The 19,263-nt window shown below is 64.0% G+C and carries 22 protein-coding genes; 9 read left to right on the top strand and 13 right to left on the bottom strand.

The features are described from left to right. Nucleotides 1-38 precede the first annotated feature (38 nt). The 3 genes from yciH (at nucleotide 39) to G9C82_RS10385 (ending at nucleotide 3,815) form a co-directional block, all read left to right on the top strand. Nucleotides 39-332, top strand: coding sequence for a stress response translation initiation inhibitor YciH (gene yciH, locus G9C82_RS10395; protein WP_004516073.1), 294 nt, complete (start codon nucleotides 39-41; stop codon nucleotides 330-332). Between the two features lie 248 nt (nucleotides 333-580). Continuing rightward, the gene (locus G9C82_RS10390; protein ID WP_127014050.1) at nucleotides 581-2,893 is read left to right on the top strand and encodes a CARDB domain-containing protein; all 2,313 of its coding nucleotides are present in this window, start codon (nucleotides 581-583) and stop codon (nucleotides 2,891-2,893) included. Between the two features lie 40 nt (nucleotides 2,894-2,933). Continuing rightward, on the top strand, nucleotides 2,934-3,815 hold the full coding sequence (locus G9C82_RS10385) for a DMT family transporter (RefSeq protein ID WP_007189423.1): 882 nt from the start codon (nucleotides 2,934-2,936) through the stop codon (nucleotides 3,813-3,815). 5 nt (nucleotides 3,816-3,820) lie between these two features. Here G9C82_RS10385 and G9C82_RS10380 read toward each other — a convergent pair whose 3' ends face one another. Beyond that, nucleotides 3,821-3,985: a hypothetical protein gene (locus G9C82_RS10380; RefSeq protein WP_004590650.1), complete on the bottom strand. Its 165-nt coding sequence runs from the start codon at nucleotides 3,983-3,985 to the stop codon at nucleotides 3,821-3,823. A 121-nt stretch (nucleotides 3,986-4,106) separates the two neighbouring features. Here G9C82_RS10380 and thiD point away from each other — a divergent pair, with 121 nt between their 5' ends. Together thiD and G9C82_RS10370 are read left to right on the top strand one after the other, a co-directional pair. Further along, a complete protein-coding gene (thiD, locus tag G9C82_RS10375) occupies nucleotides 4,107-5,492 on the top strand; it encodes a bifunctional hydroxymethylpyrimidine kinase/phosphomethylpyrimidine kinase (protein WP_127014049.1) in 1,386 nt (461 codons plus the stop codon). 75 nt (nucleotides 5,493-5,567) lie between these two features. Continuing rightward, nucleotides 5,568-6,203 (top strand): DsbA family protein, encoded by a 636-nt coding sequence (locus tag G9C82_RS10370; RefSeq protein WP_127014048.1) that lies wholly within the window; start codon nucleotides 5,568-5,570, stop codon nucleotides 6,201-6,203. A 34-nt stretch (nucleotides 6,204-6,237) separates the two neighbouring features. Here G9C82_RS10370 and ddh read toward each other — a convergent pair whose 3' ends face one another. Together ddh and G9C82_RS10360 are read right to left on the bottom strand one after the other, a co-directional pair. After that, nucleotides 6,238-7,164 carry a D-2-hydroxyacid dehydrogenase gene (ddh, locus tag G9C82_RS10365; protein ID WP_127014047.1) on the bottom strand — a complete coding sequence of 309 codons (927 nt, stop codon included), beginning with the start codon at nucleotides 7,162-7,164 and terminating at the stop codon, nucleotides 6,238-6,240. Nucleotides 7,165-7,222: 58 nt separating this feature from the next. Then, nucleotides 7,223-7,399, bottom strand: coding sequence for a hypothetical protein (locus G9C82_RS10360; RefSeq protein WP_160164314.1), 177 nt, complete (start codon nucleotides 7,397-7,399; stop codon nucleotides 7,223-7,225). A gap of 165 nt (nucleotides 7,400-7,564) precedes the next feature. On the opposite strand from G9C82_RS10360, the gene G9C82_RS10355 reads away from it, so the two are divergent. Next, nucleotides 7,565-8,659, top strand: coding sequence for a sulfite exporter TauE/SafE family protein (locus tag G9C82_RS10355; protein WP_004959152.1), 1,095 nt, complete (start codon nucleotides 7,565-7,567; stop codon nucleotides 8,657-8,659). Between the two features lie 4 nt (nucleotides 8,660-8,663). Further along, a complete protein-coding gene (locus tag G9C82_RS10350) occupies nucleotides 8,664-9,101 on the top strand; it encodes a universal stress protein (protein ID WP_127014046.1) in 438 nt (145 codons plus the stop codon). Nucleotides 9,102-9,129: 28 nt separating this feature from the next. Here G9C82_RS10350 and G9C82_RS10345 read toward each other — a convergent pair whose 3' ends face one another. From G9C82_RS10345 to G9C82_RS10330, 4 genes are all read right to left on the bottom strand, one after another. Next, nucleotides 9,130-9,648 (bottom strand): HPP family protein, encoded by a 519-nt coding sequence (locus G9C82_RS10345; protein WP_007189428.1) that lies wholly within the window; start codon nucleotides 9,646-9,648, stop codon nucleotides 9,130-9,132. A gap of 74 nt (nucleotides 9,649-9,722) precedes the next feature. Then, nucleotides 9,723-10,490 carry a glycerophosphoryl diester phosphodiesterase membrane domain-containing protein gene (locus G9C82_RS10340; RefSeq protein WP_004959158.1) on the bottom strand — a complete coding sequence of 256 codons (768 nt, stop codon included), beginning with the start codon at nucleotides 10,488-10,490 and terminating at the stop codon, nucleotides 9,723-9,725. A gap of 62 nt (nucleotides 10,491-10,552) precedes the next feature. Then, complete coding sequence (locus tag G9C82_RS10335) at nucleotides 10,553-10,900, bottom strand: thioredoxin family protein (protein ID WP_004959159.1); 348 nt, start codon at nucleotides 10,898-10,900, stop codon at nucleotides 10,553-10,555. Between the two features lie 77 nt (nucleotides 10,901-10,977). After that, nucleotides 10,978-11,538: a sugar O-acetyltransferase gene (locus G9C82_RS10330; protein ID WP_004959160.1), complete on the bottom strand. Its 561-nt coding sequence runs from the start codon at nucleotides 11,536-11,538 to the stop codon at nucleotides 10,978-10,980. Between the two features lie 191 nt (nucleotides 11,539-11,729). Between G9C82_RS10330 and G9C82_RS10325 the strand changes: the two genes are divergently transcribed. Together G9C82_RS10325 and G9C82_RS10320 are read left to right on the top strand one after the other, a co-directional pair. Next, the gene (locus tag G9C82_RS10325) at nucleotides 11,730-13,706 is read left to right on the top strand and encodes a DUF460 domain-containing protein (protein WP_127014045.1); all 1,977 of its coding nucleotides are present in this window, start codon (nucleotides 11,730-11,732) and stop codon (nucleotides 13,704-13,706) included. Between the two features lie 116 nt (nucleotides 13,707-13,822). Continuing rightward, nucleotides 13,823-14,869 (top strand): HAMP domain-containing sensor histidine kinase, encoded by a 1,047-nt coding sequence (locus G9C82_RS10320; RefSeq protein WP_127014044.1) that lies wholly within the window; start codon nucleotides 13,823-13,825, stop codon nucleotides 14,867-14,869. An 11-nt stretch (nucleotides 14,870-14,880) separates the two neighbouring features. Here G9C82_RS10320 and G9C82_RS10315 read toward each other — a convergent pair whose 3' ends face one another. From G9C82_RS10315 to G9C82_RS10290, 6 genes are all read right to left on the bottom strand, one after another. Beyond that, complete coding sequence (locus G9C82_RS10315) at nucleotides 14,881-15,126, bottom strand: hypothetical protein (protein ID WP_004590621.1); 246 nt, start codon at nucleotides 15,124-15,126, stop codon at nucleotides 14,881-14,883. Between the two features lie 38 nt (nucleotides 15,127-15,164). Continuing rightward, nucleotides 15,165-15,575 carry an SCP2 sterol-binding domain-containing protein gene (locus tag G9C82_RS10310; protein WP_004959170.1) on the bottom strand — a complete coding sequence of 137 codons (411 nt, stop codon included), beginning with the start codon at nucleotides 15,573-15,575 and terminating at the stop codon, nucleotides 15,165-15,167. Between the two features lie 117 nt (nucleotides 15,576-15,692). Next, nucleotides 15,693-16,415, bottom strand: coding sequence for an ABC transporter ATP-binding protein (locus G9C82_RS10305; protein ID WP_004959186.1), 723 nt, complete (start codon nucleotides 16,413-16,415; stop codon nucleotides 15,693-15,695). Then, nucleotides 16,412-17,224, bottom strand: a complete 813-nt coding sequence (locus tag G9C82_RS10300; protein ID WP_004959188.1) for an ABC transporter ATP-binding protein — start codon at nucleotides 17,222-17,224, stop codon at nucleotides 16,412-16,414. The genes G9C82_RS10305 and G9C82_RS10300 overlap by 4 nt, the downstream gene beginning before the upstream one ends. Then, a complete protein-coding gene (locus G9C82_RS10295; RefSeq protein ID WP_127014043.1) occupies nucleotides 17,217-18,326 on the bottom strand; it encodes a branched-chain amino acid ABC transporter permease in 1,110 nt (369 codons plus the stop codon). Before G9C82_RS10295 ends, G9C82_RS10300 begins: the two co-directional genes overlap by 8 nt. Then, nucleotides 18,323-19,240 (bottom strand): branched-chain amino acid ABC transporter permease, encoded by a 918-nt coding sequence (locus G9C82_RS10290; RefSeq protein ID WP_004959192.1) that lies wholly within the window; start codon nucleotides 19,238-19,240, stop codon nucleotides 18,323-18,325. Before G9C82_RS10290 ends, G9C82_RS10295 begins: the two co-directional genes overlap by 4 nt. Between the last annotated feature and the right edge of the window lie 23 nt (nucleotides 19,241-19,263).

The following is a 19,263-nucleotide window of genomic DNA, read 5'->3' as shown; positions in this document are numbered from 1 at the left end:
ACAGTGTTTAATAGGTCGTGTTCGTAGGCGCGATTGTAATGTCGGAAGTCTGCTCGACGTGCGGGCTGCCTGAGGAGCTCTGCGTCTGTGAGGACGTCGCTAAGGAGTCCCAGGAGATTAACATCCGCATCGACGAGCGCCGTTACGGGAAGGAGGTAACGATTATCGAGGGATTCGACCCGAAAGACGTCGACATGGACTCGCTGTCCTCAGACCTCAAATCGAAGTTCGCCTGCGGTGGCACTGTTGAGGACGGGCAGATAGAGCTCCAGGGCAATCACACGGGCCGCGTCGAGGATTTCCTCCGCGACAAAGGTTTCAACGTCGCCTGAACTCCTGACTGCCAACGGTTCTCGTGAGAGCGCCGTGGCAAGCCGCTGCTGTGACCTGCTCGCCAGCTTTTCAGCTCGGTCTGCGTGCGAGTGTGCGCTGCGATCGGCTATGAGTGGTTCAGGTCTGGCTGCTTTTTACCGTCGTGGGAGATTCAGGTAGCGACCGGTAGAGACAGAATTTGTTGCATGATACCAGCACGCATAATCGGCGGTCAAGTATTTCAACCACGGGGCGGTAACTGTTTGCAATGTTCGGTGTACCCCGGCGGGTGGTGGCCGTCGGACTCGTGGTCCTTCTCCTTGGTGGGGGAATCGCGTCGCTCCCGGTGGCGGCGACCGCCGACCACGGGGCGGTGACCGGGGCTAGCGACGGAGCGGCGGCTGGCGTCGGTGAGAACTGCACGTACAAAGCCGAGACGGCGTCGGGTCAGCGTGGGCCGGCAGTTGAGACAGTACAGCCGCCGACAGCCACGACCGAGTCGAATGGCTCGCTGATCCGGATACGAAGCGCCGACATGCATCGACGCCAGCCGCGGGGACAGGGTGGGGACACAGCCGGAACGGCAGCCCCAGCGGCGGCCAGCATGGAGACAGGGACGGCCACGTCGGGTGCGACACAAACCAGCGACGGTGACGTGATTCAGCAGACACAGACCTACGCGCGCGTGCCTGAGGAGCCGGGTGAAGTCGCGGTGACCGTGGCCTACGAAGTCCCGGACCGGGTCGTTGACCTCGAAACGCACGTCCCGGCGACGGCGACGGTGACCGGAACGGACGGGTTCGAGCGCGTCAACGAGTCCGTGTATGAGTGGGAAGAAACGACGGATACGGCGACGATCAGCTACCGCATCAACCCGAACCAGACCATCGAGAAGAGCGGTCCGGAGGGGTCCGAGGGCCGATATCTCAGCGTCGATACGGGCGAGTGGGCGCTGCTCACGCGGTCACTGACGCCGACGCGCTGGCGCTACACTGGTCAGGACCCCGTCAGGTACAACCGCACGCTCCGGACGGCAGGCCCGGGTGCGGCTGGCGAGGAAATCGTGTACCTCGGCGAAGTGGCGACGTTCGAGGAGACAGCGCACGACCAGACGTTCACGCTGGCTGTGCCAGAGCGGTCGGCAATGACGGCCTCGCCAATTTCGGTTCTCGACTCGATGGCGAACGCATCGAACGCTCTCCGGGTCGGCGACCGTGACGAGCAGGTGTTCGTCGTCGCCGCGCCGTCTGGGGCCGTAGAGTGGGGCGTCGAGGGGTATCAGATCGGTGACGCTGATATGTGGGTCCAGTCCCGGCAAACGCTGGACACCGCCAACAACGTCTGGCTTCACGAGTACGTCCACAGCCGGCAGGCCTACGAGACGACACAGGAGACGCGGTGGACGGTCGAGGGCTGGGCGACGTACTACGCCGCTGTCCTGACGCTGGAACAGAACCGGATCGGGTTTGACGAGTTCCGGGAACAGCTCGCGGTGGGTGGACGGCCGGTCTACAGCGACGTGACATTGACTGACAGGGCAAGCTGGACGAGCAACGCGAACTACAGGAAGGGCGCGCTCGTCGCCGGGCGGGCAGACGTCCATATCCGCTCGGCTACTGGCCGCAACCAGACACTCCAGAGCGTGTTTCAGTCGCTGAACGGCTACCGTGACCCGGTCACGCAATCGCAGTTCCTCACCGAAGTCGAGGCCGCTGGCGGGGAAACCGTCCGGAACACGACCGCGACGGAGACTGAAACGACAGCAACGGTGACGATGTGGAACGGGACGACACAGCGACAGTTGTTCGGTGCGATTCCCGCCCGTATCGGCTACGGCCTGCCACCGGTCGACCGGGCAGATGCCTACCGTGCAGATAGTCTCTACCGGCCGAACGCACCGGTCGGCGGGAGCAAACCGATCCGGCTGGTGACCAACGAGACGCTCGCGGTCGATGCGGTCGTCGAGAACGCCGGTGGTGAGGCGGGGGCGTACAACGTGACGCTCGCAGTCAACGAGACCGTCGTCGCCGCGAAACAGGGCCAGATCGAACCGGGGGAACGGACCGAGGTCGAAGTGACACACACGTTTGCCGACCCCGGCCGATACGCCATCAGCGTCGACGGCGACACCGTCACTGTCGTGGTGACGGAGCCGGCAGCCGCCAGTGTGACTAACGTCACTGCGAGTCCAAAAGAGGTCAGACAGGGAGACGAGGTCGACGTGACCGCCACTGTCGCCAACGACAACGGTATTCCGGGGACGATAACGGTCGAGTTCCGCCGTAGCGATGTCGTGTTCGCCGAGCAGCGGCTGTATCTCCCACCACAGACGACGACAACGGTCACGCGGACGGTCACCCTCGATAAACCCGGAACGGTGTCGCTGTCAGCGGGTGACGGACAGACCACGACGGCGGTCGACGTAGTCGTCTCGACGGAAACGTCGGAACCAACGTCGACTCCGACGGAGATACTCACAGAGACACAGACTACAGCCGGAGAGGGCAACGGCTTTACCGCGCTCGTGACCGGTCTCGCAATGTTACTTGCGGCGCTGATTGCCCGTCAGCGTAGTTCCTGACACGAGCCCGAAGGGAACAGTTATTGAGGTCGGCCGGCCGTTGTCAACCGTGAACGTCGGAATCGCGTACGCCGTCCTGTCGGCGCTGGTGTTTGGGGTGTACCTGTTCGTGATGAAGCGGTGGTTCACCGAATACCCGTCGCCGGTGTTCCTGCTGCTTACGTACAGCCTGGTCCCCATCGTCTACTTCCCAGTCGTCTTCATCAGCAACAAGCCCTTCCTCCCGGCGGGAAACCGCGTCAATGTCCTCCTGTCGATACTCGCTGTGACGGCGGTGACGGCAGTGGGACTGCTCACCCTTTTTCGGGCGATCCGCGTCGGCGAAGTCTCCTACGTCTCGCCGATCAGCAAAATCGTTCCTGTGTTCGTGTTGCCGCTGGAAGTCGGCCTGCTGGGCCAGCACCTCTCGCCGCTGCAGGTCGGCGGCGTCGTCGTCGCGACCGCCGCCGTTTATGTCGCGAACTGGCAAGGCACAGCGTTACTGGCCCCACTCAAACGGGCCCAGCAGTCCCGGCCCGCGCAATTGGCCTTACTGTCGGCTGCGGCGTTCGCGCTCGTCGATGTAAGCAAGCGGGTGCTGATGCAGGAACTGGCTATCGAACCGACGACATACATCCCGGTGATGGCTGTCGGCATCGCCGCGTTGATGACGCCGTTCGCGTTCCGGTATCAGATCCCGCCGGGGTGGCAGGCAGACCTCCCGAAGTTCGTCGTCGCGGCGATGTTCGTCGCCTACGCGAACCACATCGTGTTGCTGTCCTTCCAGTTGCTCCCGGCGAGTATCGTTTCCCCCATCGTCAACGGGCAGGCTATCGTCGCTGTTATTCTGGGCGCGATTATTCTCGACGAGGCGCAGTTCCGAGCACGCCTAGCCGCTGCGGGGCTGGCTATCGTCGGTATCGCAATGATATCGGTCGGATAGAAAGGTCAGGCCGACTTTCGTTCCGAGGAGCAGCCAACCTGTACCGCATAGCTCGATTGAAGCCATGCGGTCGGGTTCTCGGTGTCGTAGACGACGACGTCGCCGCCGCCAGTAGTGAAGCTGCCGTACTGCTCGTCGGAGTCGGTAGTATCGCGCGACGCTGGTTCCATTGTGGTACAAGGGCACATCCGGCACAGCGCTACATAAAGGTTTCTCAGATGTGGTATGAAGTATTATTAGCATACTAGGATTGTCCGTATAATATAGTCCTACTGAGAGACCAGCACCGATATGTGGCCGCCGGCAAAGGCATCAGATATGACACGAACGGACGCCCCAGTAACGCCGCCAGTCGTGCTGACCGTCGCTGGCAGCGACTCCGGTGGTGGGGCCGGCATCCAGGCCGACCTCAAGACCATCGAAGCCTGTGGCGGCTTCGGGACCAGCGCGATCACGAGCGTGACGGCACAGAACACCACGGGCGTGCAGGGCCAGCATCTGCTCCCGGTCGACGAAATTGAGGCCCAGATTGGGGCGGTCACGGGAGATTTCGACGTGGCCGCGGTCAAAACGGGCATGCTCGCGACAAGCGAGGTCATCGATCTGGTCGTGGAACACGCCGCCGACCTGCCGAATCTCGTCGTCGACCCGGTGATGGTGGCGGCCTCGGGCGACCGGTTACTGGCTGCCGAGGCCGAAGACGCCTACGAGACCCTCATCGCTGAAGCGGCGGTCGTCACGCCGAACGCCGACGAAGCCGCCGTCCTGACCGGGCGCGATGTCGACGACCCTGCGGCCGCGGAGCAGGCGGGCCGTGACCTCGTTGAGATGGGAGCCGACAGCGCGCTCGTGAAGGGGGGCCATGTCCCGGGCGACGCCGTCGTCGACACCCTCGTGACCGATGACGGGGTGACGACATTCCGCCACGACCGCATCGACACCGAGGCCACCCACGGCTCCGGCTGTACGCTCTCCTCAGCCATCGCGACGCAGTTGGCCCACGGCGACGACCTGCCGGCGGCGGTCGGAAGCAGTATCGACCTGCTTGCGAGCGCGGTCCGGTACAACGTTGACGTGGGTGACGGTCCGGGCGCGGTCCACCACCTCGTCCAGACCCGCAACGACGCCGCGCGCCGTCCGACAAGCGAGGCCGTCGAGCGAGCCGTGTCGGCCCTCGTCGATGCGGACGTGTCGGCGCTGGTCCCAGAGCGAGGGATGACAATCGCTGGTGCGACACCATACGCAGAGACACCGGACGCGGTCGCCGCCGTCGAAGGCCGCATCGCCCGCACGATGGACGGTATCCGGCCGAACCGCGGCGTCCGCTTCGGCGCGTCCACGACGGTGGCTCGTGCCCTGCTGGCCGCCCGTGAACATGACCCCGCGGTCCGGTTCGCCGCCAACTGCCGACTGGCCGACGCCATCGAGGACGCGCTGTCGTCGCTGGACGGGCCTGTCGCTGCGTACGATCCCGACGAGCGCCCGGACGCGGTTTCCGACGACGGTATCGCGTGGGGCGTCGACCGGGCCTTCGAGACCAGCGAGGGGACACCGGTCGCCGTCGTCGGCCGCGAGGGCGTGGGTACTGACGGGCGCGTGACACTGTTCGCAGCGGACGCCGACGACCTTGTCTCCCGGATGGAGACCGTCCACGGGACCGTTGAGGACAGCGTGTAGCCGGTCAGTCGGTCGTGCGCTGGTTCGACACAGACGGTGGCCGCGTTTAACCGCGAGCAACGCATACCCGGACGTATGAGTGAAACACAGTCGAGCGAGCGGATTACGGTCTTCTCGGACTACGTCTGCCCGTTCTGTTATCTCGGACGCGAATCGCTCAGGCAGTACCAGTCGACGCGCGAGGACGAACTGGAGGTCGACTGGCACCCCTTCGACCTCCGGAGCGGGAAGCGCAACCCCGACGGCTCCATCGACCACTCCGTCGACGACGGCAAGGACGACGAGTACTACGAGCAGGCCAAAGAGAGTGTTCGCCGATTGCAGGCGAAATACGACGTGGAGATGGACCTGGACATCGCCACTGACATCGACTCGCTGCCAGCCCAAATAGCCTCGTACTACGTCAAAGAGCACTACGACTACGAGACGTGGCTGGCCTTCGACGTGGCCGTCTTCGAGGCGCTGTGGCAGGACGGACAGGACATCGACGACGAAGACCTGCTGGTCGAGCTGGCCGAGGACGCGGGCGTCGACGGCGACGAGATCCGGTCGGCGCTCGCGGACGACGCCCTCCAGTCAGAGGTCCGCGAGAATTTCACGGCGGCCAAGCGCCAGGGCATCACCGGCGTCCCGACGTTCGCCTACGATGGTCACGCCGCCCGCGGCGCGGTCCCGCCCGAGCAGCTCGAACGGCTGGTCGAAGGTAGCTGAACGTGGCACAAGGCGGCATCGTCTGCGCTCGATCTCACGCGACGCGGTTCCGCAGTGACTCGCCGCGTGTGGCTCGTTCGACGTTCTCCCGAACGAGTGCCGCGATGTCTTCGTGATACCGGCTCGTGGCCGCGGCGACGTGTGGTGTTACGATGGTCGATTCGTGGTCCCAGAGCGGATGGTCGTCCGGAAGCGGTTCCGCCCAGTGGGCGTCGAGAGCCGCCCCCGCAATCGTCCCGGTATCGAGGGCGTTCAGTAGCGCGTCTTCGACGACGACCGGTCCCCGAGCGACGTTGACGAGGTAGCTGTCGGTCCGCATCTGCGCGAGGAGAGCGGCGTCAACCATGCCGTCGGTCTCCTTGGTGAGCGGACAACACAGCACGACGAAGCGCGCGTCGGCGACGGCAGTGTCCAGTTCGTCGGGGGTGTACACGTGCTCGACGTTCTCGGTGGGGTCACCGGAGCGACGAACGCCGACGACATCCATCCCCAGTGCGTCGGCCCGGTCGGCGACGCCCTGGCCGATGGTGCCCAGCCCGACCACGCACACCTGCTCGCCGGTCAGCGTGAACGGCGCGTCGTACGGTTCCTGCGTCCAGTCGTTGTCGCGCTGGCGGTCCCGATAGACGTGGAGGCGGCGGGCAAAGGCCGTCAGGTAGCCGACGACAGTCTCTGGGACGGTGTCGCCGTGGATGCCGGTGCTGTTCGTCAGTACCGTCCCGGCCGCCTCGTAGGCGTCCACGTCGAACTCGTCGTAGCCCGCGCGGATGCCGTGGACCCAGGCGGCGTCCAGAAACGCGTTCCGTGGGGAGAACGTGACGACGCAGTCACCGGCATCGAATGCGGCGTCGTCGCCGACAATCTCGACGGGAATGTCGGGCCCCTGTAACGCGGCGACCATCGCTTCCAGCGGGCAGGCCTTCGCAACCGACTCGTGGACGGCGATTCTGGCGATATCCATATCCGTCCCTGCGCCGGGGGCAGTATAGTCCTTTTCCGGAACGCGACACGACGGCGAGTCAGTCCCAGCGACTCTCGAGCGCGTCGACACGCATCTCGATATAGCGGCGGGACCACCGCTTCGAGAACCGACGCAGGGGTCCAAAGAGCCCGTCTGTGTCCGTAGCGTCGGCAGCAACGTCTTCATCGTAACTCGACCGACCGCCCGACTCCATTGGTCCCTCTGGAAAACTCATAACGATACATGTTACCACGGGGTGTGAAATAAATATTAGGGATATTAGGGCGACGGAGAGGCCATGCGTTTTTGCCGTCTTCACCGATTTTTGCCATCATTTTTGAAACAAGTACAGACAACAAGGGATTTAAGCGATAGTTCACAATGCTGGGTTCACGCGTCAATGACCACGTCGTCACCGTCCAGTCGACTCCAGAAGGGGTTTCTCAAGTACCAGCACGTTTTCGTATTTCTGGCACCACTGCTGTTCGTCGTCGGTGTGTACACCGCTGCACCGACGCCCGCTGACGCGGGCACCGGCTACTGGTTCGAGTACTGGTGGCTCTGCATCGCCTTCGTTACCGGTGCCACCATCGTCAATACGGTTGGTATCAGCGGGTCGGCCCTGTTCGTCCCGTTTCTCATCTTCATCTTCCCGGTACTCGCCGGGGAGACGCTGACTCCAGAAACGCTGGTGAAGGTCGGACTCATCAGCGAATCGTTCGGCCTCTCCAGTTCGGCACTCGCGTTCATCCAGTACGGGCTCGTCGACCGGCGGCTCGCACTGAGCCTCGTCTTCGGGAGCGTGCCCTTTGTCGTCGCCGGCGCGCTGCTGTCGTTTGTCATCCCGGAGCCGCTGTTTCACGCGCTGCTTGGCATCGCCCTGCTGGCGGCGTCGTACCTGCTTTTCAAGGCCGACCTCGGCCACGAGGAACCGGGTGAGGCAGGCGACAATGACCCAGAGGTGTCGGCTGACGGTGGTGATGCGACGCTCCCCGACGACGACAACAAACTCGGGCCGGCCGGCGTCGAAACGGCCGACAACGGAACCGTGACGCGCGTCGACCGCGACGGCAACGACTACGGCTACACGCGCGGCGGCTATCTCGAACGCTTCGCGAACTACAGCATCGGCGGTGTCTTCCAGGGACTGGCCGGTTTTGGCGTCGGCGAACTGGGCATCATCTCGATGCTCCGAACCGATGTCCCGGTCCGAGTCGCCATCGGCACGAACCACATCGTCGTGGCGCTGACCGCGGTTCTGGCCTCGCTGGTCCACGTCTTCGGCGGCGGCCTCGTCCCGGGCGCACACTCCATCGACCTCGCGTCGACGCCGTGGAACATGGTCGTCTGGACCGTGCCTGCGACCGTCACCGGCGGCCAGATTGCACCGTACGTCTCGACCGCGCTAGATACCGGGACCATCAAGAAGTTCGTCGGCGGGCTGTTCGCAGTCATCGCCGCAGCGCTGTTCCTGATGGCGACGGGTGGTGTCTGAGCCGATGTACGACACGATTCTCCTCCCGACCGACGGCAGCGACGGTATCGGTGCGGCCGCGAGACACGCCGGGAAAATTGCAGACCGGTTCGACGCGACGGTCCACGTGCTCTCGGTCGTCGACACCCGAAACCGGTTCGAGAGTCCGTCAAGCGGCCTCTCGGCTGACGCGTGGCTCGAAGCAGAGCGCGAGCGCGCCGGGGCAGCCGTCGAAGCGACCGTCGCCGAGCTCCCTGACGACGTTTCGGTCGAGACCACCCGGCGTGAGGGCGTCCCGAAGACCGAAATCGTCGACGCGGTCACGGACGTTCCGGCGGACCTCGTCGTGATGGGGACCCACGGCCGGACCGGACTGGACCACTATCTCATCGGCAGCGTCGCAGAGACGGTCGTCCGCGAATCGCCGGTCCCAGTGCTGACCGTCCAGCTATCGGACGAGTGAGCGCGGTGCAGGGGTCTGTGTGATTGCATCAGCCATCGACCAGACTTGGCCGGGACGGATCGGTCGCTTGGTGGTACGCTGACAGCACAAGCGCGTGGAACGCGACGAGGACACCGACACCGACGACGATGACTGCGACCTGCAGCGGGGTCGAGAGCAGCCCTAGCGAGACGATGAGCGTCGTCGCACAGGCCGGCGCGTGAACCGTATCGGTCGCAATCATCCCCCAGCTTGTCACGACGAGTGAGAGGGTCGCACTCGCGACGAGGCGAAGCCCGGCCATCGAGAATGCGGTTGGGTCCGCGACGAGCGAGACACCGCCAGCAAGCAGGCTGTACGCGAGCAGCCCCGCAACACCGCCGATGAAATGGCTCATGACGACACTGGCCAGCCCCGTCCGGTCGCCGTCCCGCTGAAATGCGAGAATGAACGCAGACGGGCCGAGACTCGGGAAGATGAATGGCTGGCCGCTCGCCCACGCGAGCGTTCCGAGGACGACGAACAGCACGCCAGCGTACAGGCTCGTCCCGACCCGATGCCGTCGCATTGCTCCCGGTAGGAAACTGGACGGATAAGACAGTCACGGTCCGACAGAGTCGTCCCGAATGGGGACGACAGCGGTCAGAGCGCCGTCATCGTCGTGTCGTCCTCGCTCGGGGCCGACGGCGGCCGCCCGTCAGCCGTCCGCAGTTGCTCGAACGCGACTGCGATAATCGCGGTGCCATACAGCGACGCCAGGGGTTGGATAACGATAGTTGGCAGTTGCGAAACCGGTCCCGAAAGCGCCAGCGAGCCGATGAATCCGATGATCCCGCCAACGACCGCCGCGGCGGCACCAACAATCAACAGCAGGCCGAACAGCGCGAGCCGGTCACCCTTGGTGAGCCGGTAGCTCTCTTTGAGCGCCGCAACGAAGTTCCGGTCTTCGACGATGACGTACGGCATCATGAAAATGAACACGACGTAGGCGAAGATGCCGGGGATGAGGAACAAGATCGACCCGATGAACACCAGCAGGCTGTAGACGATCCCGCCGACGAACACGTTCACCAGCGCGAGTGGCACGTTCCGCGTGAACGCACCTTCAGGGAAGCTCTCGCGCGCTCCGGGGACAAACGTCCGGAAGGACACGACAGTGAGATACAGTGAGACGACGGAGGTGACAGCGATACCGGCACCAGCAACAGTAAGCGGGATGTCGAAGGTGAGCGGGAGGGCTGCGGCAATTTCGCCGTATCCCATCCTGGTGTAGGTCGTCGCCAGGATTGAATTGAACAGGACTTGAAAGCTAGCCATCAGGGCAAAAAACGCTACAAGTAGTATCGCGCCGGTACGACTGAACAGCCGGTACCCCGCCTCTTCGAGGGCGGAGCCGATTTGGAGGGCCATCGTCGGACCGCTTCGACAAGCAATGACAAAAGTGTTGCCTCAGTGTGACAATCCAACCCAGTTCACGTACGCGATTCCAGCCCGCGTTCGACGAACTCGATAAGGTCCTCGGCCGGGACGAACCCGTCAGCACGGCGGTGAATCAGGTCCCCGTCAGCAAACAGCAGGAACGTCGGGACACTCCGGACATCGAACGCGTCGACGGCATCGAGGTCGTGTTTCGGATTGAACACGACCACTGTGGCGTCAGTGGCTTTCGCAGCGATATCGAGTATCGGCTCCATGGACTTGCAGATAGTACAGCCAGTCGTCCGGACCATCACCAAGACGTGGTCGGCCGTGGCCAGCACGTCGTCAAGTTCGTCTCGCGTTTCCACCGTCCGAACGCTGTGTTCCGTCGTCGTGTCCATAGAGACGGTACGTGCCACAGCGCGAAGAACCCCGCGACGGGTCACACCCGTTCGGCCGCAACTACTGTCCGGCGCTGTCAATCCTCGATTTCACGTACGACCGACGCGGGGTTCCCCTGAACGACGACGCCAGCAGGAACGTCGTCGGTGACGACCGCACCGGACCCGATGACGGCATCGTCGCCGACGGTGACGCCCGGGTTGATGACCGCCTGCCCACCGACCCAGACATTGTCGCCGATAGTCACCGGCTTCCCGTACTCGACGCCGCTACGTCGTTCATCCGGGTCAAGTGGGTGCGTCGCGGTGTAGATGTGGACACCCGGCCCGAGCAGGCAGTCGTCGCCGATATCGACCCGGCAGACATCCAGTACGACGCAGTCGAAGTTCGCGTAGAACCCATCGCCGACGTGGATGTTGTCGCCGTAGTCACACCGGAAGGGCGGTTCGACGTGGCAGTCCGCACCGACCGAGCCAAAGAGGTCCTCGATGAGCGCCTGTCTGGTGTCGGCCTCAGATGGGTCGGTCTGGTTGTACTCCCGGGTGAGTTCGTTCGCACGCTCTCGGGCAGCAACGAGTGCTGGGTCGCTCGCGTCGTAGCGCTCGCCCGCCAGCATCTTCTCCCGTTCAGACGCCATTCCGACCCACCTCTGAAGTCTCTCTCGCGGCGCAGCGAGGGATGGTCATAGTGGGCTGTCGGAGCGCCCCGGTAAGAGATGTTTGGGTCGGGGGGCTTTCTGGCTGTTCGAAGTCGCCATCGCGTCCCGAAACACGACCCACCCTGCTAGCCCGGAACGGATTTATAGTCGACCGTCGCCTACCATGGTTCGTGAACCGCACGGCAGCGCTCGACGCAGTCGTCTTCGGTGTCGACATCCAGAGCGGCGACGTGCGCGGTGACGCACCGTCGTACGCGCTGGTGGTCTTCGACGGGGAATCAGTCGAGCGAGACGTGGTCTCGCGGCGGAAGCTCCGCCGGCGTATCGAGGATGAGGAGCCGGCCATCGTCGCGACGGATAACATGTACGAACTCGCCGAGGACAAGGATGCCCTGATCCACGTCCTCGGGTCCCTCCCCGACGAAACAAAACTGGTGCAGGTGACCGGCGACGAGCGGCCGGAGCCGCTTTCCCGGGTCGCCAAGCGCCACGGGGTCCCCTACGGCAAGGACCCGATGGAGGAGGCCGAGGCCGCGGCCCGTCTGGCCGCCGCCAACGTCGGGCAGGAGGTGTCCGCCTTCACCGATACAACAGAGGTGAAGGTCTCGCGGGGCCGCTCGACCGGAAAGGGAGGGTGGTCAGAAGACCGCTACACCCGGCGCATCCACGGCGCAGTCCGGAAGCGAGCGCGCGAAATCGAGTCCGAGCTCGACGCTGCCGGTCTGGAGTACGAGCGGGACGTGACCGAGAAGTACGGCGGGTTCTCCAACGCCGTGTTTCAGGTCTCGGCCCGACCACAGGACATTCCGGTGTCGAGAGCCCGGTCGGGCGACACGCGCGTCGAAATCGAGCGCCAGCGGCGGGACGGCATCGAGTTCAAGCCGCTTGCAAAGCGGCGCGACCACGTCGTCGTCGGCGTCGACCCTGGAACGACGACGGCTGTTGCCATCGTCTCTCTCGACGGCACTGTACTGGACGTGTACTCCTCGCGCACCGACGACGCTGCCGCGACGACGGAGTGGATTATCGAGCGCGGGCGGCCCGTCGTTGTTGCTGCCGACGTGACGCCGATGCCGGAAACCGTCGAGAAGCTCCGACGCTCCTTTAGCGCCGCCGGCTGGGAGCCCGACACGGACCTTCCGGTGGACGAGAAGAAACACCGGACACGGGAGGAGTCCTACGACAACGACCACGAACGCGACGCGATGGCCGCCGCGCTCTACGCCTTCGACCACCACGCCGACCAGTTCGAGCGTGTCGCGGGCAAGGTCCCGCCACAGTACGATGTGGGACCGGTCATCGACCGTGTCGTCGCCGGCGAGGAGAGCGTCGAAACAGTGCTGCGGGACCTCGAAGACGACGACAGCGAGGACGAGGACACAACGGCCCACGAACCGCGGGAACTCACCGACGACGAGAAGGAAATCAAGCGGCTGAACGCCCGCATCGAACGCCTTGAGTCACACGTCGACGACCTCAAAGAGACTATCAAGCGCAAGGACGACCAGCTCTCGGAAAAGGACAAACAACTGGAGAAGGCCCGCAGCGAGGGCCGGCGCGAGGTCAGAAAAGACCGCGAGGTGACGCGGCTCCAGCGGCGCAACGAGGCCCTCGAACGGAAAGTCGATGACGAACAGGAGAAACGCGAGGCGCTGGCTGACAAGCTCGAACGGTTGAAAGCGCTGTGGAAGCTCGACCACTCGAACTTCGCCGATGTCTCGGAGAAACAGGAGGGGCTGACCCCGGTCAAGGTGGTCGAACAGTTCACCAAGGACGCTATCGCCGACGCCGACGAGCGGTTTGGCCTCGTTGAGGACGACATCGTCATGTTCCGGGACGCCTCGGGTGCGGGCCGGTCGACGGCCCAGCAACTGGCGGATATCGACCCGAAAATCGTCCTCCGGAACGGGAACCTCTCCGACATTGCCGATCAGGTGCTGTTCGACAGCGATATCCCCGTCGCGCCAGCCGAGATGGTCACCGTACAGGAAGTGGACGAACTGGCTGTCGCCCGTGAAGGCGAAATCGAGGCGGCAATCGAAGACTGGGAAGAACGCGCCGCCGACCGCCGGAAAGAGCAGAACGCGGAGATGGTCGACCAGATCATCAGCGAACACCGGGCCGACCGGCCGACGAGCGAGAACTAGACGCTGGCGTCCGTCGAACAGGACGGAGCGACATGGCACTCCGTTCGGTGTGTCGGTGGCACAACGGCGAGCCAGCCGTACTGAGTAGTTATGGTCTTCGGGTGCGTTTGTCTCGCATGGAAGACCAGTGTCGTGTTCTGGCGGCCGCGGTCGAGACTCTCGACGACGTCTTCTACGTCTACGACGCAGACGGCAAACTTGCGTACTGGAACGCTCGGCTGAACGAACTGTTCGGCCTGACGGACGGCGAGCTGTCGGGAATGGACCCGACCGAGTTCTTCGTTGCAGACGACCGGGAAGCCGTTGAAGCAGCTATTGAGGACGTGTTCGAGTCGGGTCAAACAACCGTCGAAGCGCGAGCAGAGACGACAGAAGGGGTGGTGACGTTCGAGCTCAGCGGTCTGCTCCTCGCGGGGGACGACGGTACAGTTCAGGGGTTCAGCGGTGTCGGTCGAGATATCACGGACCGGCGCGAGCGGGAGTGGCACCTCCAGCGACAGAACGAGCGGCTCACGGAGTTCGCCGACCTGCTGGCACACGACCTCCGGACGCCGCTTGCCGTCACCAGCGGCCACCTCGAACTCGCTGCCGAGGAGCTGTCGCCCGAGCGTATCGATGCCGCCAGAGACGGGTTACAGCGGTTAGAATCAATTATCGAGGACATGCGAACCGCGACCAGAGAGGGAACGCTTGCAACCGACGAGCAGGCGGTCGACATCGCTGACGTGGCAACGACGGCATGGGTTCACGTCGAAACCAGCAACGCAGTGCTGGAACCGCCGCCGCCGATACTGGTCGAAGCTGACCCGGAGCGGCTGCTTCGACTGTTCGAGAACCTCTTCATCAACGCCGTGACACACGGGCCTGGACGCGACGAACGCACATCTGACGAAGACAGTGGAGTTGACACCATCGAGATAACGATTCGCGTCGTACCGACGCCCGACGGCTTCGCAATCGAGGACGACGGCCGGGGAATCGCTCCCGACGAACGGGAGCGGGTGTTCGAACCGGGCGCGTCACGGGCGGCTGACGGAACCGGCTTCGGTCTCTATATCGTCAGGGCAATCGCCGAAGCCCACGGCTGGACAGTACGTGCCACAGCTGGAGAACACGGCGGTGCACGGTTCGAGTTCGATATTGATGCGGACACCGCCTGTTAGTCGTCTCCGCCTCAGGGCATGCCGTCGCCGCCCATGCCGCCACCGCCCATGCCGCCGCCACCCATACCGCCCATCCCTCCGCCGAGTCCGAACGCACCGAGCAGGCTCGTGACGAGGCCGTAGACGACCAGTCCGAGGCCCCCGACAACGAGAGCGATGCCGACGGCGACGATGGGTGCCTTCCACGCGACCAGACCGATGCCGGCGAGCAACACGACGATGCCGCCGATGCCAACCGCACCGAGTTTATCCAACATACCCGTGTAGGCCAAGCGGGCGGACAAAAGCCCGTCGGTCAGTGCTCGAACTCGGTGTCGACGTTCTGCGCCGCCGCGACCATCTCGGCGATGGTGTCCTGCCGGCGAAGCAGCCGCATCGTGTCGCCCTCAACGTCGAAGGTTCCGTCCATCGCGGCGGCAGAAATATCGAGGTCGCCCTGCAACATCGTGACCCACTCGCTGTAGGGGCCACGGAACGCGAAGTCGTACTCGGGGTCCGCGACCGTCCCAGCGGCGGTACAGGCACCGTCCTTGATGACAACGACGAACTGTATCGGTTCGCCGGTATAGGCGTCGTCAGCGCGGATTTCGAAACAGAATACGGCGGTGAAGTCGTCAGCGCTGTCGGCGAACGCAGCACGCTCGTTGATTCGGTCGCGCCACGCAGCGGCCCAGTCGTCGGCCTCGGTCGGCAGCGTCACAGTCATTGGCAGGCGGTATGCAAGGGGGGCTTTTCTGTGTTGCCTTGTCCGTTCGAGTGCAACCCCCGGGAAGTCGTCGCTGTGGCTCCGCGAAGAACGCGAGGAAAACAGCGAAACGTGGGCTCAGCGGCGCGATTCGCCGCCGAGGTACAGTCGAGACACCTCGGGGTCGTCGAGCAGTGAGTCAGCCTCGCCCTCGAACTTGACTGTCCCCTGGTCGAGGACGAACCCGCGGTCGGAGATGCCCAGTCCCTCGCGGGCGTTCTGCTCGACCATGAGGATCGACGTGCCGAGGTCGTTGACCGTCTCCACGTCGTCGAACACCTCTTTCGCAGTGTTGGGTGCTAGCCCGGCACTTGGCTCGTCGATGAGCAACACGTCGGGTTCCATCACGAGCGCACGGGCGAAGGCCAGCACTTGTCGCTGACCGCCCGATAGCGTCTTCGCGTTCGCGGTGCGTTTGTCGTCGAGGATGGGGAACCGGTCGTACAGTTCGGCCACGACCTCATCGAGGCCGTCGTCGCGAGCGACCCCACCCATCCGGAGGTTCTCGTCGATGGTCAGCGAGCCGAACACGTTCTCGGTCTGTGGGACGTAGCCGACGCCGATACGGACGATATCTTCCGGGGCCATCCCGCCGATTTCGCGGTCGCCAAGACGTACCGAGCCGGTCCATGGCTCCAGCATGCCGAACACCGTCTTGAGGACGGTGGACTTACCGGCCCCATTCGGGCCGACGAGGCAAGCGATCTCCCCCTCGCCGAGCGTCAGTGAGAGGTCATCGAGTACCTGCACTTCACCGTAGCCGCTGTCGACGCCGTCGACGGTGAGGATAGGGTCGGTCATTCCGACGGCCCTCCGAGGTAGGCGTCGATGACGCGCTCGTCGCTCCGGACCGCCTCGGGCGGCCCTTCGACGAGGACACTCCCCTGATTGAGGACGATAATCGGGTCGGCGAGCCGCATAATGAAGTTCATGTCGTGTTCGATAATGAGGAAGGTGATGCCCTCCTCGTTGAGTTCCTCGATGAACCCGGCCAGTTTGTCGGCCAGCACAGGGTTGACCCCGGCGACCGGCTCATCGAGCAACAGCAGGTCGGGTTCGGCCATCATCCCGCGGGCCAGTTCGACCAGTTTCATCTGTCCGCCCGAGAGGTCCGTTGCTGGCTGGGTCGCCAGATCGCCAATTTCGAACCGTTCGAGCATCTGCTGGGCCTGTTCCAGCGAGCGCCGTTCCTCCTGTTCGACGGTACTCGGCGAGGTGAACAGCGGGATAATCGATTCCCCGGTCTGGTTGTGTGGTCCGACCAGTAGCGCCTCCCGAACGGTCATGCCCTCCGGTTTTCGCGGCGTCTGGAACGTCCGGATCATCCCCTGATCGGCGATCGCGTGGGGCTTCTGGCCGGTCACGTCAACGCCGTTGACCGAGACGGAGCCCGCATCGGGCTCGTAGAAGCCCGAGACGAGGTTGAACAGCGTCGATTTGCCGGCCCCGTTCGGACCGATGAGACCCGTAATCGTGCCGCGTTCGACCTCGATGGACGCGTCGTCCGTTGCCACGAGGCCGCCAAAGCGTTTCTCCAGCCCCTCAGCACGGAGAACGGGGTCGTCTTTCCCGAGAACCGGGCCGTCGGAGACGAGCGACTGCTCACTCATCGCGACCACCACCCATCGAGTCGGGCCAGATAAGTTCGCGCTCCGGCGGGAGAATCCCCTCCGGGCGGAGCCTGACGATAAAGATGATGAGCAAACCGACCAGCATGAGTCGGAGCGGTGCCGCGCCGATGGGCAGCGCGCCAGTGTCGGTCAGGAAGCGCGTCCCCTGCTGGATGGCAACGATAGTGAATCCGCCCAGCATCGCACCGCGGTCGCTGCCGGTGCCGCCGAGGATGACAGCGACCCAGACGTAGAACGTCGTGATCGGCTGGAGGTCCGAGGGACTGACGAACAGGACGAGGTGGGAGTAGAACACGCCCGCAAGCGCCATAATGAGGCTCCCGATGACAAACGCCTGCATCTTGAACGCGAACGTGTTCTTGCCCAGCGTCTCTGCGAGGTCCTCGTCGGTCCGAATCGTTCGGAGGACGCGGCCCCACGGCGACTGGTGGATGCGCCGGAGGAACAGATAGACCGCTGCGACAATCACCGTGACGAGAACGACGTTCAGCAGGCTGGTGACGACCGACTGGCTCATGTTGAACACCGGCGTCCCGCCCACGTTGAACACGTATGGGTAGGTCAGGTCGCCGAGCACGGGCCAGTCGGAGAAAAACAGCGGGATGCCGGTCAGACCGGCACTGCCCGCCGTCCACTGTGATTCGTTGAGGATGAAGATACGCACGACCTCTGCGAGTCCCAGCGACGCGATTGCGAGGTAGTCATCGCGGAGTTTCAGCGTCGGGTACCCGATGATCACTGCGAGCACTGCGGCGAGTCCGAGACCGCCAAACAGCGCGATGACGGGGCTGACGCCGCCGGATATCGGCGAGCCGGACGCCGTCAGCAATGCGGTCCCGTACGCGCCGAGGCCGAAGAAGGCCGCGACACTGAAGTTGATCATGCCACCGTACCCCCACTGGACGTTCAGCCCCATCGAGAGGAGCATGTACATCGCCGACAGCCCGATGAGATACAGCAGGTACGCTGGTGCAAGGAAGCCGGTCAAAACCGCGACGAGCAGGAGCGCGGCGAGCGCGCCGAGCAGTCCGACGACACCCTTCTCGCGCGGCGAGTACGTACCGACATCGAGTGTGCTCATGTCATATCACCTGCAATGCCGCGGGGCCTGACAAGCAGGACCGCGACCATGATGACGAACGCGACAGCCGGCGCGTAAGCGTTGCTGACCGGAAGGCCGACATCGCTAAGTAACGGCGTCAGTTCGTGGAGCATCCCGATGAGGAGTCCACCGAGCATCGCGCCGTACACCGACCCGATACCGCCGAGGATGACTGCGGCGAACACGACCAGCAGGATGTTGAAGCCGATTCGCGGGTCGAGTTGGCTGTACAGCGCAAGGAAGACGCCGCCGGCGGCGGCCAGGGCGCTGCCGACGACCCACATGACGAGGATGACGCGGTCAGTTCGAATACCGCTTACGCGTGCAAGGTCGGGGTTGTCAGCCGTCGCGCGCATCTTCCGGCCAAGCGTCGTCCGCTGGAGCAGGAGATGCAGGCCGGCGACGAGGACCGCCGCGCTGACAATAATCGCCACGTCTCGCTGTGTGACTGCGACATCAAGCGTGTCAAGCAGCACCGGAATCGGTCCGCTGCGGCTGATATCGTACTGCAGAAAGTCCGTCCCGAAGGTCGCCTGTAGCACTGCGCGGTAGACGAACGCCACGCCGATGCTCGTGATGAGCAGCCCGATCGAGTCCGTATCGAGGGGCTTGTACACGAGAATATGAGTGAGGACGGCGACGACCGCCGCAAGCGCCATCCCGACCGCCAGCGACAGGAAGAACCCGATTGGGAGACCGAGAACGGTGCCGCCAAGGCCGCCGAACACACCGAACGCGACGAACGCCCCGTAGGCACCAAGCGTCATCGTATCGCCGTGTGCGAAGTTCGCGAAGTCGGCGATGCTGTAGACCAGCGAGAGCCCGATACTCCCGAGGATGATGATACTACTGAAAACGAGCCCGTTTGCCAGGTACTGTAATATCTGCGCCATTGGTGAAAATGGAAAAGGGTCGT

Origin of the sequence: Haloarcula sp. R1-2, assembly GCF_011627385.1 — an archaeon.
Classification (GTDB): Archaea; Halobacteriota; Halobacteria; order Halobacteriales; family Haloarculaceae; genus Haloarcula; species Haloarcula marismortui.
The sequence above is the reverse complement of the archived record's forward strand: the minus strand, read 5'-3'. Positions and strand labels throughout refer to the sequence as shown.

Excerpts from the sequence above, each read along its gene's own strand:
- yciH (WP_004516073.1), top strand. The coding sequence starts at position 39 with ATGTCGGAAGTCTGCTCGACGTGCGGGCTGCCTGAGGAGCTCTGCGTC.
- G9C82_RS10390 (WP_127014050.1), top strand. The coding sequence starts at position 581 with ATGTTCGGTGTACCCCGGCGGGTGGTGGCCGTCGGACTCGTGGTCCTT.
- G9C82_RS10380 (WP_004590650.1), bottom strand. The coding sequence starts at position 3,985 with ATGGAACCAGCGTCGCGCGATACTACCGACTCCGACGAGCAGTACGGC.
- thiD (WP_127014049.1), top strand. The coding sequence starts at position 4,107 with ATGTGGCCGCCGGCAAAGGCATCAGATATGACACGAACGGACGCCCCA.
- G9C82_RS10370 (WP_127014048.1), top strand. The coding sequence starts at position 5,568 with ATGAGTGAAACACAGTCGAGCGAGCGGATTACGGTCTTCTCGGACTAC.
- ddh (WP_127014047.1), bottom strand. The coding sequence starts at position 7,164 with ATGGATATCGCCAGAATCGCCGTCCACGAGTCGGTTGCGAAGGCCTGC.
- G9C82_RS10360 (WP_160164314.1), bottom strand. The coding sequence starts at position 7,399 with ATGAGTTTTCCAGAGGGACCAATGGAGTCGGGCGGTCGGTCGAGTTAC.
- G9C82_RS10355 (WP_004959152.1), top strand. The coding sequence starts at position 7,565 with ATGACCACGTCGTCACCGTCCAGTCGACTCCAGAAGGGGTTTCTCAAG.
- G9C82_RS10350 (WP_127014046.1), top strand. The coding sequence starts at position 8,664 with ATGTACGACACGATTCTCCTCCCGACCGACGGCAGCGACGGTATCGGT.
- G9C82_RS10345 (WP_007189428.1), bottom strand. The coding sequence starts at position 9,648 with ATGCGACGGCATCGGGTCGGGACGAGCCTGTACGCTGGCGTGCTGTTC.
- G9C82_RS10340 (WP_004959158.1), bottom strand. The coding sequence starts at position 10,490 with ATGGCCCTCCAAATCGGCTCCGCCCTCGAAGAGGCGGGGTACCGGCTG.
- G9C82_RS10335 (WP_004959159.1), bottom strand. The coding sequence starts at position 10,900 with ATGGACACGACGACGGAACACAGCGTTCGGACGGTGGAAACGCGAGAC.
- G9C82_RS10330 (WP_004959160.1), bottom strand. The coding sequence starts at position 11,538 with ATGGCGTCTGAACGGGAGAAGATGCTGGCGGGCGAGCGCTACGACGCG.
- G9C82_RS10320 (WP_127014044.1), top strand. The coding sequence starts at position 13,823 with ATGGAAGACCAGTGTCGTGTTCTGGCGGCCGCGGTCGAGACTCTCGAC.
- G9C82_RS10315 (WP_004590621.1), bottom strand. The coding sequence starts at position 15,126 with ATGTTGGATAAACTCGGTGCGGTTGGCATCGGCGGCATCGTCGTGTTG.
- G9C82_RS10310 (WP_004959170.1), bottom strand. The coding sequence starts at position 15,575 with ATGACTGTGACGCTGCCGACCGAGGCCGACGACTGGGCCGCTGCGTGG.
- G9C82_RS10305 (WP_004959186.1), bottom strand. The coding sequence starts at position 16,415 with ATGACCGACCCTATCCTCACCGTCGACGGCGTCGACAGCGGCTACGGT.
- G9C82_RS10300 (WP_004959188.1), bottom strand. The coding sequence starts at position 17,224 with ATGAGTGAGCAGTCGCTCGTCTCCGACGGCCCGGTTCTCGGGAAAGAC.
- G9C82_RS10295 (WP_127014043.1), bottom strand. The coding sequence starts at position 18,326 with ATGAGCACACTCGATGTCGGTACGTACTCGCCGCGCGAGAAGGGTGTC.
- G9C82_RS10290 (WP_004959192.1), bottom strand. The coding sequence starts at position 19,240 with ATGGCGCAGATATTACAGTACCTGGCAAACGGGCTCGTTTTCAGTAGT.